Genomic DNA, 13,217 nt, shown 5'->3' with positions numbered 1-13,217 from the left:
GGCTCGTCCTCGGCACCCGCTACCGCGCCTCGTACGTCTTCGCCGGCGTCGCCGCCGCCTTCGCGCTGCATGTCGCGCTCGCGGTCGCGGCCGGCCCTCGACGACGGGCGGGCGCCGGTCGCCGCTCACCTCGCCGATCACCGTGATCAGTTCGCGGACGGAGACGCCCTCGCCGCGACCGATGTTGACCGTCAGATCTCCCTCGACGCCGTTCCCGGTCAGCCGCCGGGCCGCCGCGAGGTGGGCCTCGGCCAGGTCCGCGACGTGGATGTAGTCACGGACGCACGTGCCGTCCGGCGTCGGATAGTCGTCGCCGAAGATCCGCGGGGCCTCGTCGCGGGTGAGCCGGTCGAACACCATGGGGACGATGTTGAAGACACCCGTGTCCGCCAGCTCCGGCGCGGCGGCACCGGCGACGTTGAAGTAGCGCAGGCACACGGTGGAGATCCCGTGCGCCCGGCCTGCCGCCCGCACCAGCCACTCCCCGGCCAGCTTGGTCTCGCCGTACGGGTTCACCGGGGCGCACGGGGTGTCCTCCGTGATCAGGTCCACGCCGGGGTCGCCGTAGACCGCGGCGGAGGAGGAGAAGACGAAGCGGGTGATCCCGGCCTCCGCGACCGCCTCCAGGAGCGTGGCGAGACCGCCCACGTTCTCCCGGTAGTAGTGCGTCGGCCGCGCCACGGACTCGGCGACCTGCTTGCGCGCGGCGAGATGCACCACGCCCGTCACCGCGTGCTCCGCGCACACCCGCTTCAGCAGATCCGCGTCCAGCGAGGACCCCCGCACGAGCGGTACGCCCGCCGGGAGCCGCGCGGGCACCCCGGCCGACAGGTCGTCCAGGGCGAGGACGCGCTCGCCGGCGTCGGTCATGGCCCGCGCCACATGGGCCCCGATGTATCCGGCACCGCCGGTGATCAGCCACGTCATGGTCGCCCACCCTATGCCGAGGTTCCGAAGTCCCGTGTGATGTCCTGGATGTCCGGTCTGGGAGGGCACGTTTGTGGGCGGGGCCCGCGATCCCCGATGATGATCGCGGCAAAGGCCGGGGAAGACCGTGTCGATCGGCCCGTGAACGGGCGGTGAACGGGGCCTTCCGGGTATCCGATAGCCTCTGCCGACATGCCGCCCGCCTGGTGCAGTCAGCCAGGCCCAAGGGGGGCGCCCCACCATGCACATGACCGGCGCCCGAGCGTCGGCACCCAGGGAGTGAGTTCGGTTGTCGACCGCCATCCTCACCGGTCAGCCGGTCCCCGGATCGTCGATCGAAGGCGATCTGCGGTCCCTCGGCTTCGACGTACGGATCGCCTCCGACGCCGCCGACGCCGAGACGCTCCTCGCCCGGATCCCCGGTGACCAGCGAGTCGCCCTGGTCGACGGCCGATTCGTGGGCCACGTCCACGCGCTGCGGCTCGGCCTCACCGACCCGCGCTTCCCGCTCGCCGCGGTCCCGGGCGCCGTCACCGCCCAGCCGGCCGGCCGCCAGGCCCTGACCCGGGCGGTGGCGCGCGAGAACTCCGCGGGCGGCGGTACCGCCCTCGCCGTGGAGAGCCTCGCCGACCGCATCGTCGCCGCCCTCGACGCCGACGGCACCGCCGTGCACCGGCCCGCACTGGGCAGCCTGGTCGCCGAGGTGCCCGCCGACCCGCAGGCCCGCAACGAGGCACGGCAGGCCGTCGCCGCCGTCGACGACGAGGCCGTCCGCCTGAAGTCGGCCGTGAAGGCCCGCGACGGCTTCTTCACCACCTACTGCGTCAGCCCGTACTCCCGCTACATCGCCCGCTGGTGCGCCCGCCGGGGCCTGACCCCGAACCAGGTCACCACCGCCTCCCTGCTCACCGCGCTGATCGCGGCCGCCTGCGCGGCCACCGGCACCCGGGGCGGGTTCGTCGCGGCCGGCGTCCTGCTGATCGCCTCGTTCGTCCTGGACTGCACCGACGGCCAACTCGCCCGCTACTCCCTGCAGTACTCGACCCTCGGCGCCTGGCTGGACGCCACCTTCGACCGGGCCAAGGAGTACGCCTACTACGCGGGCCTCGCCCTCGGAGCCGCACGCGGCGGTGGCAGTGACGACGTGTGGGCGCTCGCGCTCGGCGCGATGGTCCTGCAGACCTGCCGGCACGTCGTCGACTTCTCCTTCAACGAGGCGAACCACGACGCCACCGCCAACACCAGCCCCACCGCCGCCCTTTCGGACAAGCTGGACAGCGTCGGCTGGACGGTGTGGGTCCGGCGGATGATCGTCCTGCCGATCGGGGAGCGCTGGGCGATGATCGCGGTGCTCACGGCGGCCACGACCCCGCGCATCACCTTCTACGTGCTGCTCATCGGCTGCGCGTTCGCGGCGGCCTACACGACGGCGGGGCGCGTCCTGCGGTCGCTGACGCGCAAGGCCGAGCGGACGGACCGGGCGGCGCAGGCGCTGGCGGACCTCGCGGACAACGGGCCGGCGGCCGCTCTCGTCGCCGGGCGGCTGCGCGTTCCCGCTGGTGCGCAGGTGCTGTCGGCGGTGCTGGGCGTGGCCGTCCTCGCCGCCGGGGTCTTCTCCGGGGAGCCGTGGGCCGCCGTCGCGGGTGCCGTCGTCCACGTGATCACCTCCGGCCTCGCCCTGTCCCGCCCGCTCAAGGGCGCCCTCGACTGGCTGATTCCCCCGCTCTTCCGCGCCGCCGAGTACGGCACCGTCCTGGTGCTGGCGGCCCAGGCGGACGTGAACGGGGCTCTTCCTGCGGCTTTCGGGCTGGTGGCGGCGGTCGCCTACCATCACTACGACACGGTGTACCGCATCCGCGGCAACGCCGGAGCGCCCCCGGCCTGGCTGGCGCGCGTCATAGGGGGGCACGAGGGGCGGACGCTGCTCGTCACCGTTCTCGCCGCGGCGCTCACCGCCCCGCAGTTCAAGGTCGCGCTCACGGTCCTCGCCGTGGCCGTCGCCCTGGTGGTGCTCCTGGAGAGCATCCGCTTCTGGGTGTCCGCAGGGGCGCCCGCCGTACACGATGAAGGAGAACCCGCATGATCGGCCTCGTGCTGGCGGCCGGCGCCGGACGGCGTCTGCGCCCCTACACCGACAGCCTTCCCAAGGCGCTGGTGCCGGTGGGGCCCGCGGGCATAGAGGGCGAACCCACGGTCCTGGACCTCACGCTCGGCAACTTCGCCGAGATCGGTCTGACCGAGGTCGCGATCATCGTCGGCTACCGCAAGGAGGCCGTGTACGAGCGCAAGGCGGCCCTGGAGCGGAAGTACGGCCTCAAGCTCACCCTCATCGACAACGACAAGGCCGAGGAGTGGAACAACGCCTACTCCCTGTGGTGCGGCCGTGACGCTCTCAAGGACGGCGTGATCCTCGCCAACGGCGACACCGTCCACCCGGTCTCCGTCGAGAAGACGCTGCTCGCCGCCCGCGGCGACGGCAAGAGGATCATCCTCGCCCTCGACACGGTGAAGTCCCTCGCGGACGAGGAGATGAAGGTCGTCGTCGACCCCGCCAAGGGCATGACGAAGATCACCAAGCTGATGGACCCGGCCGAGGCCACCGGCGAGTACATCGGCGTCACCCTCATCGAGGGCGACGCCGCCCCCGAACTGGCCGAGGCGCTCAAGACCGTGTGGGAGACCGACCCGCAGCAGTTCTACGAGCACGGCTACCAGGAGCTCGTGAACCGCGGCTTCCGTATCGACGTGGCGCCGATCGGCGACGTCAAGTGGGTCGAGATCGACAACCACGACGATCTCGCCCGTGGACGGGAGATCGCGTGCCAGTACTGACCCGGCTCATCCCCTCCCCGCTCGTCGTCGACATCCGCCCGGGTGCCCTCGACGACCTGGGCTGCGTACTCGCGGACGAGCGCATCTCGCACTCCGGCAAGCTCGCCGTCGCCGTCAGCGGCGGCTCCGGCGCGACGCTGCGGCAGCGCATCGCCCCCTCGCTGCCCGGCGCGACCTGGTACGAGGTCGGCGGCGGCACCCTGGACGACGCGGTCCGGCTGGCCGGTGACATAAAGGCCGGCCATTTCGACGCGGTCGTGGGCCTGGGCGGCGGCAAAATCATCGACTGCGCCAAGTTCGCCGCGGCACGCGTCGGTCTCCCGCTGGTCGCCGTCCCGACGAACCTCGCGCACGACGGCCTGTGCTCGCCGGTCGCCACCCTCGACAACGACGCCGGCCGCGGCTCGTACGGCGTGCCGAACCCGATCGCCGTCGTCATCGACCTCGACGTCATCCGCGAGGCCCCGGCGCGCTTCGTGCGCGCCGGCATCGGCGACGCCATCTCCAACATCTCCGCGATCGCCGACTGGGAACTCGCCCACCGCGTCAAGGGCGAGAAGATCGACGGCCTCGCCGCCGCGATCGCCCGCCAGGCCGGCGAGGCGGTCCTGCGGCACCCCGGCGGCATAGGGGACACCGACTTCCTCCAGGTGCTCGCCGAGGCGCTCGTCCTCAGCGGTATCGCGATGTCGGTGTCGGGCGACTCCCGCCCCTCCTCCGGCGCCTGCCACGAGATCAACCACGCCTTCGACCTGCTCTTCCCCAAGCGGGCCGCCGCCCACGGGGAGCAGTGCGGACTGGGCGCGGCCTTCGCCATGTACCTGCGCGGAGCCCACGAGGAGTCCGCCTACATGGCCCGGGTACTGCGCCGGCACGGGCTGCCGGTGCTGCCGCAGGAGATCGGCTTCACCACGGACGAGTTCGTCCGGGCCGTGGAGTTCGCCCCGCAGACCCGCCCCGGCCGCTACACGATCCTCGAACACCTCGACCTCACGACCGACCAGATCAAGGACATCTACGCCGACTATGTCAAGGCCATCGGTAGCTGAACTACGACCGGTCGTCCACCCCGCCGGGGTGAAGGACCGGCGCAGCGGTGAGCACTGGATGGGGCGCCTCTACATGCGAGAGGTGTCCCTGCGGGTCGACCGCTACCTGGTCAACACCAGGGTCACGCCCAACCAGCTCACGTATCTGATGACCGTCTTCGGTGTCCTCGCGGCCCCGGCACTCCTGGTGCCGGGGATCTGGGGGGCCGTGCTCGGCGTGGTGTGCGTTCAGCTCTATCTGCTGCTCGACTGCGTCGACGGCGAGATCGCCCGCTGGCGGCAGCAGTTCTCGCTCGGCGGGGTCTACCTGGACCGCGTCGGCGCCTACCTCACCGACGCCGCCGTGCTCGTCGGCTTCGGCCTGCGCGCCGCCGACCTGTCCGGCACCGGGCGCGTCGACTGGCTGTGGGCCTTCCTCGGCACGCTGGCCGCCCTCGGCGCCATCCTGATCAAGGCCGAGACCGACCTCGTCGGGGTCGCCCGCCACCAGGGCGGGCTGCCGCCGGTCCAGGAGTCGGCCGCCGAGCCGCGCTCCTCCGGCATGGCACTCGCCCGCCGGGCCGCCGCCGCGCTGAAGTTCCACCGGCTGGTGCTCGGCATCGAGGCGTCCCTGCTGATCCTGGTCCTGGCGGTCCTCGACCAGGTACGGGACGACCTGTTCTTCTCCCGCCTCGGCGTCGCGGTGCTGGCCGGCATCGCGCTCCTGCAGACCCTGCTGCACCTGGTGTCCATCCTCGCCTCCAGCAGGCTGAGGTGAGCGGCATGAAGGTCGGCGCGGTCATCATCACCATGGGCAACCGCCCCGACGAACTGCGTGCCCTGCTCGACTCGGTCGCCAAGCAGGACGGGGACCGCGTCGAGGTGGTCGTCGTCGGCAACGGCTCGCCCGTCCCGGACGTCCCCGAAGGCGTCCGGACCATCGAACTCCCGGAGAACCTCGGCATCCCCGGCGGCCGCAACGTCGGCATCGAGGCCTTCGGCCCCGCCGGCCGCGACGTCGACATCCTGCTGTTCCTCGACGACGACGGCCTCCTCGCCGGCCACGACACCGCCGAACTGTGCCGCCGGGCCTTCGAGGCCGACCCGAAGCTCGGCATCATCAGCTTCCGCATCGCCGACCCCGAGACCGGGATCACCCAGCGCCGCCACGTGCCGCGCCTGCGCGCCTCCGACCCGATGCGCTCCTCCCGGGTCACCACCTTCCTCGGCGGCGCCAACGCCGTCCGCACGAAGGTCTTCGCCGAAGTCGGCGGCCTCCCGGACGCATTCTTCTACGCGCACGAGGAAACCGACCTGGCATGGCGGGCCCTCGACGCGGGCTGGATGATCGACTACCGGTCCGACATGGTGCTGTACCACCCGACGACCGCGCCCTCCCGGCACGCGGTCTACCACCGCATGGTCGCCCGCAACCGCGTCTGGCTCGCCCGCCGCAACCTGCCCGCCCCGCTGGTCCCGGTCTACCTGGGCGTCTGGCTGCTGCTCACCCTGGTGCGCCGTCCCTCGCGGCCCGCGCTGCGGGCGTGGTTCGGCGGGTTCCGGGAAGGCTGGGCCACACCGTGCGGACCGCGCCGGGCCATGAAGTGGCGTACGGTGTGGCGGCTGACTCGACTGGGCCGGCCCCCCGTCATCTGACAAGCTCGTTCCTGACAGCAACCGGGCCGTACGGGCCCCGGGCTCGTACCGGGGCCCGGGTCTCATGCCATGCCCGCACAGGCTGCGCATCTCGAAGACGAAAGTTTCCACTAGTGAGTGAGACAACGCACGACGGCACGGTCGCGGTGAGCGCGCCCGTCCCGCCCGACGAGGGCCTCACGGCGGCGCAGCTCGCCGCCAAGTACGGGCTGACCGTGAGCGGTGCCCGGCCCTCGCTTGTCGAGTACGTCCGCCAGCTCTGGGACCGGCGTCACTTCATCCTCGCTTTCTCACGGGCGAAGCTGACCGCCCAGTACAGCCAGGCCAAGCTCGGCCAGCTGTGGCAGGTGGCCACCCCGCTGCTGAACGCGGCCGTGTACTTCTTCATCTTCGGCGTGATCCTGAACGCCGGCCGCGGCATGACGAAGGACGTGTACATCCCGTTCCTGGTCACCGGCGTGTTCGTGTTCACCTTCACGCAGAGCTCGGTCATGGCGGGCGTGCGCGCGATCTCCGGCAACCTCGGCCTGGTGCGCGCGCTGCACTTCCCGCGCGCCTCGCTGCCGGTCTCCTTCGCGCTCCAGCAGCTCCAGCAGCTGCTGTTCTCGATGATCGTGCTGTTCGCCGTGGCCGTCGCCTTCGGCAGCTACCCGGACCTGTCCTGGCTGCTGATCGTCCCGGCGCTGGCCCTGCAGTTCCTCTTCAACACGGGCCTCGCGCTGATCGTGGCCCGGGCCGGCGCCAAGACGCCGGACCTGGCCCAGCTGATGCCGTTCGTGATGCGCACCTGGATGTACGCCTCGGGCGTGATGTTCTCCATCCCGATCATGCTGGAGGACAAGCCGGCCTGGATCGCCACGGTCCTGCAGTGGAACCCGGCCGCCATCTACATGGACCTCATGCGCTTCGCCCTCATCGACGGCTACGGCCCGGAGAACCTGCCCGACCACGTGTGGGCGGCCGCCCTCGGCTGGGCGCTGCTCTTCGCGGCCGGCGGCTTCGTGTACTTCTGGAAGGCGGAGGAGAGGTACGGCCGTGGCTGAGACCAGGAACGACGGGCACATCCCCACCGTCATCGCGGACGAACTGCACATCGTCTACCGCGTCAACGGCGCCAAGGCCGGCAAGGGCAGCGCCACCGCCGCGCTCAGCCGCATACTCAAGCGCGGCGAGGAGCGGGGCGTGCGCAAGGTGCACGCCGTCAAGGGCGTCTCCTTCGTCGCCTATCGCGGCGAGGCCATCGGCCTGATCGGCTCCAACGGATCCGGCAAGTCGACCCTGCTGCGCGCCATCGCGGGCCTCCTCCCGGCCGAGCGGGGCAAGGTCTACACCGACGGCCAGCCCTCCCTGCTCGGCGTCAACGCGGCCCTGATGAACGACCTCACCGGCGAGCGGAACGTCATATTGGGCGGGCTCGCCATGGGGATGACCCGTGAGCAGATCCGGGAGCGCTACCAGGACATCGTCGACTTCTCCGGCATCAACGAGAAGGGCGACTTCATCACCCTCCCGATGCGCACCTACTCCTCCGGCATGGCGGCCCGGCTGCGCTTCTCCATCGCCGCCGCCAAGGACCACGACGTCCTCATGATCGACGAGGCCCTCGCCACCGGTGACCGCAAGTTCCAGAAGCGTTCCGAGGAACGCATCCGCGAACTGCGCAAGGAGGCCGGCACGGTGTTCCTCGTCAGTCACAACAACAAGTCGATCCGTGACACCTGCAACCGTGTGCTCTGGCTGGAACGCGGCGAACTGCGCATGGACGGCCCGACCGACGAGGTCATCAAGGAGTACGAGAAGTTCACGGGCAAGTAGTCCACCCGGACCCGGGCGAAAGAGAGCGCCCCGCTTCGCGGAGCCCCGCCAGAACTGCTCCGGCGGGGCTCCGCGTCCGCAAAGGAAACGTCAACTTCGGCTCCGTTCAGGAAGCTTGGAGCCAATCGGTGTGTTGTTGTGATGTGCAGGACACCCCAGTGACCGGCGACGCGTTGTACAACGTAAGCTGTACCGGTCCCGAATCACGGCAAGTGGGGCGATAATGCGCGACACCCCGCGGTCCGCCCCGCCGTGCGGACGGCCGGGCGGCGTGTCCGAAATAGTGTGCGTTGGGTCGGCGGTGTAGAACGGGAGATGTGACGGCAATGGCTACGGAAACTCCCCAGCTCCACACATCATGTGCCGTCCGCGTTCCGGGCAGCCCGTGGTGAGGGCGTCCGGCCCGGCGCGTCCCGGCCAGGCGGAGCGCGACACGCTCGACAAGGCAGCGGCGGAGAACTTCCCCGTCGCCCCGTTCTTCCTGCCCAGGGCCTGGCGCACCGACCTGATGGCCGTCTACGGCTTCGCCCGTCTCGTCGACGACATCGGCGACGGCGACCTCGCCCCCGGCGGCACCGACGCCCGTCTGCTCGGCGTGTCGCCCGCGGACGCCGAGGACCGGACGGCGCTGCTGGACGCCTTCGAGGCCGACCTCCACCGGGTCTTCGACGCGACCCCGCGCCACCCGCTGCTGCGCCGCCTCCAGCCGACCGTCCGCCGCCGCGGACTCACCCCCGAGCCCTTCCTCGGCCTGATCGCCGCCAACCGCCAGGACCAGCTCGTCACGCGCTACGAGACCTACGACGACCTTCTCGCGTACTGCGAACTGTCCGCGAACCCCGTCGGCCGCCTCGTGCTCGCCGTCACCGGCACCGCGACCCCCGAACGGATCCGCCGCTCCGACGAGATCTGCACGGCCCTGCAGATCGTCGAACACCTCCAGGACGTCGCCGAGGACCTCGGCCGCGACCGCGTCTACCTGCCCGCCGCGGACATGAAGCGCTTTCACGTCCAGGAGGCGGATCTCGCCGCGGCGACCGGGGGCGCATCGGTGCGCGCCCTGGTCGCGTACGAGGCGCAACGCGCCCGCGACCTCCTGAATGAAGGCGCCCCTCTCGTGGGTAGCGTCCACGGCAGGCTGAAGCTGCTGCTCGCAGGGTTCGTGGCGGGGGGAAGGGCGGCCCTCCACGCGATCGCCGCCGCCGATCACGACGTACTTCCCGGCCCACCCAAGCCCGGCACGCTCCGGTTGCTGCGCGAGGTGGGCGTCGCTCTGCGAGGAGAGGGGTGATCCGGGCCGTGGAGTCGGAACCACACGCGTCCGCACCGGTACTCGCCGCCTACAGCTACTGCGAGGCCGTCACCGGGCAGCAGGCCCGTAACTTCGCGTACGGCATCAGACTGCTGCCGACGCCCAAGCGTCGCGCGATGTCGGCGCTGTACGCGTTCTCCCGGCGCGTCGACGACATCGGCGACGGCGCGCTGGCCGGCGAGGTGAAGAGCGCGCGGCTCGACGACACCCGGGCGATGCTGGCCCGGGTGCGCGACGGTCTGGTCACCGAGGACGACACCGACCCCGTCGCGGTCGCCCTCGCGCACGCCGCCGAGACCTTCCCGATCCCGCTCGGCGGTCTGGACGAACTCATCGACGGCGTGCAGATGGACGTGCGCGGCGAGAGGTACGAGACCTGGGACGACCTGAAGGTGTACTGCCGCTGTGTGGCGGGCGCCATCGGGCGGCTCTCGCTCGGCGTGTTCGGCACGGAACCGGGAGCGCGTGGCGCCGAACGGGCGCCGGAGTACGCCGACACGCTCGGGCTCGCGCTCCAGCTCACCAACATCCTCAGGGACGTCCGTGAGGACGCCGAGGGCGGGCGGACCTATCTGCCCGCCGACGACCTCGCGAAGTTCGGCTGCTCGGCCGGCTTCAAAGGGCCGAAACCACCGGAGGGCGCCGACTTCGCGGGCCTCGTGCACTTCGAAGTGCGACGGGCCCGCGCCCTTTTCGCCGAGGGCTACCGGCTGCTCCCGATGCTCGACCGGCGCAGCGGTGCCTGTGTCGCCGCCATGGCCGGCATCTACCGCCGCCTCCTGGACCGCATCGAACGCGACCCGGAGGCCGTGCTGCGCGGCCGGGTCTCGCTGCCCGGGCGGGAGAAGGCGTACGTCGCCGTGCGCGGCCTGTCCGGCCTGGACGCCCGGCACGTGACCCGCAGGACCGTCAGGAGGCGCGCCTGATGGACAATCCGGTCCAGGGCGACGCCACCGGCGAAAAGCGGCACGCAACCCTCCGCCCGGGGACGGCGTCCCAGACTGCGACGGCCCGTCGTGCACCGTTCAACCTCCACGGCGGCCGGGCAGGGGAGGACGCGCGATGACCGACGGCACACGGTTCGACGAGCCGCTCGCGCGGACGCCGGACCACTCGGGCACCGACGCCGTCGTGATCGGCGGTGGGCTCGCCGGCGTCACCGCCGCGCTCGCGCTCGCCGACGCCGGGGTCCGGGTGACGTTGCTCGAAGGCCGGCCGCGCCTGGGCGGACTCGCCTTCTCCTTCCAGCGCGACGCACTGACCGTCGACAACGGACAGCATGTGTACCTGCGCTGCTGCACCGCCTACCGCTGGTTCCTCGACCGGATCGAGGGCGCGGCGCTGGCTCCGCTGCAGGACCGTCTCGACGTGCCCGTGCTCGACGCCGACCGGCCCGAGGGACGGCGGCTGGGCAGGCTGCGGCGCGACGCCCTGCCGGTGCCCCTGCATCTGGGGCGCAGCCTGGCCACGTACCCGCATCTCTCGCTCGCCGAGCGGGCCGGGGTGGGGCGTGCCGCGCTCGCGCTCAAGGGGCTCGACCTCGCCGATCCGGACCTGGACACGCAGAGCTTCGGCGCCTGGCTGACCGCGCACGGTCAGTCGGCGCGTGCCGTCGAGGCACTGTGGGACCTGGTCGGGGTCGCCACCCTCAACGCGGTCGCGGGCGAGTGCTCGCTCGGGCTCGCCGCGATGGTGTTCAAGACCGGTCTGCTGTCCGACCCGGGTGCGGCCGACATCGGATGGGCGCGCGTCCCGCTGGGCGAGCTGCATGACCGGCTGGCCCGCAAGGCGCTCGACTCCGCGGGCGTGCGTACCGAGGTCCGGACACGCGTCACCTCCATCTCCCCTGAGGACAACGGACGTTGGAGCGTGCGGGTTCCCGGCGAGACGCTCACCGCGGACGCGGTCGTGCTCGCCGTACCGCAGCGCGAGGCGCACGACCTGTTGCCCGCGGGCGCGCTCGACGCGCCGGAGCGGCTGCTGGAGATCGGCACCGCGCCGATCCTCAACGTCCACGTCGTCTACGACCGCACGGTGCTCGGTACGCCGTTCTTCGCGGCCCTCGGCACCCCGGTGCAGTGGGTGTTCGACCGCACCGAGGCCTCCGGGCTGCACCAGGGGCAGTACCTGGCCCTGTCCCAGTCGGCGGCGCGGGACGAGATCGACGAGCCCGTCGCCGTGCTGCGCGAGCGCTATCTGCCCGAGCTGGAACGGCTGCTGCCGCGCACCCGGGGTGCCGAGGTGAAGGACTTCTTCGTGACCCGGGAACGGACCGCGACGTTCGCGCCCACCCCCGGCGTCGGGCGCCTGCGGCCCGGCGCCCGCACCAAGGCCCCCGGCCTGTACCTGGCCGGAGCGTGGACCGCCACAGGGTGGCCCGCCACCATGGAGAGTGCGGTCCGCAGCGGAGTGAGCGCGGCCGACGCCGCCCTCGGCGCCCTCGGCCGGCCCCGTCCCCGCCACCTCTTCGCGTTCGAGGAGGCGGCCTGATGCCAGGTCAGCACGGCACGGCGGGCCCCCGCACCTTCGGTACCGCAACAAGAGGAGAGACTGTGCCCACTGTGCCCCCGGCCTCGACGGCCGCTCGGAGGACCGCGGTGGACGTGACCGCGCTCCTGGAGCGCGGCCGGACCCTGGCCACACCGGTGCTGCGGACCGCCGTGGACCGCCTGGCACCCCCCATGGACACGGTCGCCGCCTACCACTTCGGCTGGATCGACGCCCAGGGCAACCCCGCGGACGGCGACGGCGGCAAGGCCGTACGGCCCGCCCTCGCGGTGCTCTCGGCCGAGGTCACCGGCGCCGCGCCCGAGGTGGGCGTTCCCGGCGCGGTCGCCGTCGAACTGGTCCACAACTTCTCGCTGCTGCACGACGACCTGATGGACGGCGACGAACAGCGCCGGCACCGCGACACCGTCTGGAAGGTGCACGGCCCCGCCCAGGCCATCCTGGTCGGTGACGCCCTGTTCGCCCTCGCCAACGAGGTCCTCCTGGAGCTGGGCACGGTCGAGGCCGGCCGCGCCACCCGCCGCCTGACCACCGCGACCCGCGCGCTGATCGACGGCCAGGCGCAGGACATGGCCTACGAGCACCGCGACCGGGTCAGCGTCGAGGAGTGCCTGGAGATGGAGGGCAACAAGACCGGCGCCCTGCTCGCCTGCGCCAGCTCCATCGGCGCGGTGCTCGGCGGCGCGGACGACCGCACCGCCGACACCCTGGAGAAGTACGGCTACCACCTGGGTCTGGCCTTCCAGGCGGTCGACGACCTCCTCGGCATCTGGGGCGACCCGGAGTCGACCGGCAAGCAGACCTGGAGCGATCTGCGCCAGCGCAAGAAGTCCCTGCCGGTCGTGGCCGCGCTCGCGGCGAGCGGTGCCGCCTCCGAGCGGCTCGGCGAGATCCTCGCCGCCGACGCCAAGAGCAGCGACTTCGAGACCTTCTCCGAGGAGGAGTTCGCGTCTCGCGCCGCCCTCATCGAGGAGGCGGGCGGCCGGGAGTGGACGGCCGAAGAGGCCCGCCGTCAGCACACCGTCGCCATCGAAGCCCTGGACGCCGTCGACATGCCCGACCAGGTACGGGCGCGGTTCACGGCGCTCGCCGACTTCGTCGTCGTACGAAAGAGATGATCACTATCGGTCGAATAGCCC

13 protein-coding genes are annotated in these 13,217 nt (G+C 71.8%); 12 read left to right on the top strand and 1 reads right to left on the bottom strand.

The window, feature by feature from the left end:
* The coding region (galE, locus tag ACWD0J_RS13835; protein ID WP_451495988.1) for a UDP-glucose 4-epimerase GalE at positions 1-927 on the bottom strand (927 nt) is incomplete at its 3' end.
* 289 nt (positions 928-1,216) lie between these two features.
* Here galE and ACWD0J_RS13830 point away from each other — a divergent pair.
* The 12 genes from ACWD0J_RS13830 to ACWD0J_RS13775 all read left to right on the top strand — a co-directional run bounded on the left by ACWD0J_RS13830 (position 1,217) and on the right by ACWD0J_RS13775 (position 13,196).
* Entirely contained in the window at positions 1,217-3,010 is a 1,794-nt protein-coding gene (locus tag ACWD0J_RS13830) for a DUF5941 domain-containing protein (RefSeq protein WP_451495987.1), read from the top strand.
* Positions 3,007-3,759 (top strand): phosphocholine cytidylyltransferase family protein, encoded by a 753-nt coding sequence (locus tag ACWD0J_RS13825; protein ID WP_451495986.1) that lies wholly within the window; start codon positions 3,007-3,009, stop codon positions 3,757-3,759. The genes ACWD0J_RS13830 and ACWD0J_RS13825 overlap by 4 nt, the downstream gene beginning before the upstream one ends.
* On the top strand, positions 3,747-4,808 hold the full coding sequence (locus ACWD0J_RS13820; protein WP_451495985.1) for an iron-containing alcohol dehydrogenase family protein: 1,062 nt from the start codon (positions 3,747-3,749) through the stop codon (positions 4,806-4,808). Before ACWD0J_RS13825 ends, ACWD0J_RS13820 begins: the two co-directional genes overlap by 13 nt.
* The gene (locus ACWD0J_RS13815) at positions 4,786-5,565 is read left to right on the top strand and encodes a CDP-alcohol phosphatidyltransferase family protein (RefSeq protein WP_451495984.1); all 780 of its coding nucleotides are present in this window, start codon (positions 4,786-4,788) and stop codon (positions 5,563-5,565) included. The genes ACWD0J_RS13820 and ACWD0J_RS13815 overlap by 23 nt, the downstream gene beginning before the upstream one ends.
* 5 nt (positions 5,566-5,570) lie before the next feature.
* Positions 5,571-6,443: a glycosyltransferase family 2 protein gene (locus ACWD0J_RS13810; RefSeq protein ID WP_451495983.1), complete on the top strand. Its 873-nt coding sequence runs from the start codon at positions 5,571-5,573 to the stop codon at positions 6,441-6,443.
* Between the two features lie 113 nt (positions 6,444-6,556).
* Positions 6,557-7,486, top strand: a complete 930-nt coding sequence (locus tag ACWD0J_RS13805; protein WP_451495982.1) for an ABC transporter permease — start codon at positions 6,557-6,559, stop codon at positions 7,484-7,486.
* Positions 7,479-8,258: an ABC transporter ATP-binding protein gene (locus tag ACWD0J_RS13800; protein WP_451495981.1), complete on the top strand. Its 780-nt coding sequence runs from the start codon at positions 7,479-7,481 to the stop codon at positions 8,256-8,258. Before ACWD0J_RS13805 ends, ACWD0J_RS13800 begins: the two co-directional genes overlap by 8 nt.
* A 358-nt stretch (positions 8,259-8,616) precedes the next feature.
* On the top strand, positions 8,617-9,549 hold the full coding sequence (gene hpnC, locus ACWD0J_RS13795) for a squalene synthase HpnC (protein ID WP_451495980.1): 933 nt from the start codon (positions 8,617-8,619) through the stop codon (positions 9,547-9,549).
* Complete coding sequence (hpnD, locus tag ACWD0J_RS13790) at positions 9,546-10,496, top strand: presqualene diphosphate synthase HpnD (RefSeq protein WP_451495979.1); 951 nt, start codon at positions 9,546-9,548, stop codon at positions 10,494-10,496. Before hpnC ends, hpnD begins: the two co-directional genes overlap by 4 nt.
* Positions 10,496-10,636, top strand: coding sequence for a DUF6380 family protein (locus ACWD0J_RS13785; protein WP_451495978.1), 141 nt, complete (start codon positions 10,496-10,498; stop codon positions 10,634-10,636). The genes hpnD and ACWD0J_RS13785 overlap by 1 nt, the downstream gene beginning before the upstream one ends.
* Entirely contained in the window at positions 10,633-12,060 is a 1,428-nt protein-coding gene (gene hpnE, locus ACWD0J_RS13780) for a hydroxysqualene dehydroxylase HpnE (RefSeq protein WP_451495977.1), read from the top strand. Before ACWD0J_RS13785 ends, hpnE begins: the two co-directional genes overlap by 4 nt.
* 71 nt (positions 12,061-12,131) lie before the next feature.
* Positions 12,132-13,196: a polyprenyl synthetase family protein gene (locus tag ACWD0J_RS13775; protein WP_451495995.1), complete on the top strand. Its 1,065-nt coding sequence runs from the start codon at positions 12,132-12,134 to the stop codon at positions 13,194-13,196.
* The last annotated feature ends 21 nt before the right edge of the window (positions 13,197-13,217 follow it).

Source organism: Streptomyces sp. NPDC003011 (assembly GCF_053591515.1).
Note: the sequence above shows the minus strand (reverse complement) of the source record. Positions and strands in the feature narration are given on the sequence as shown.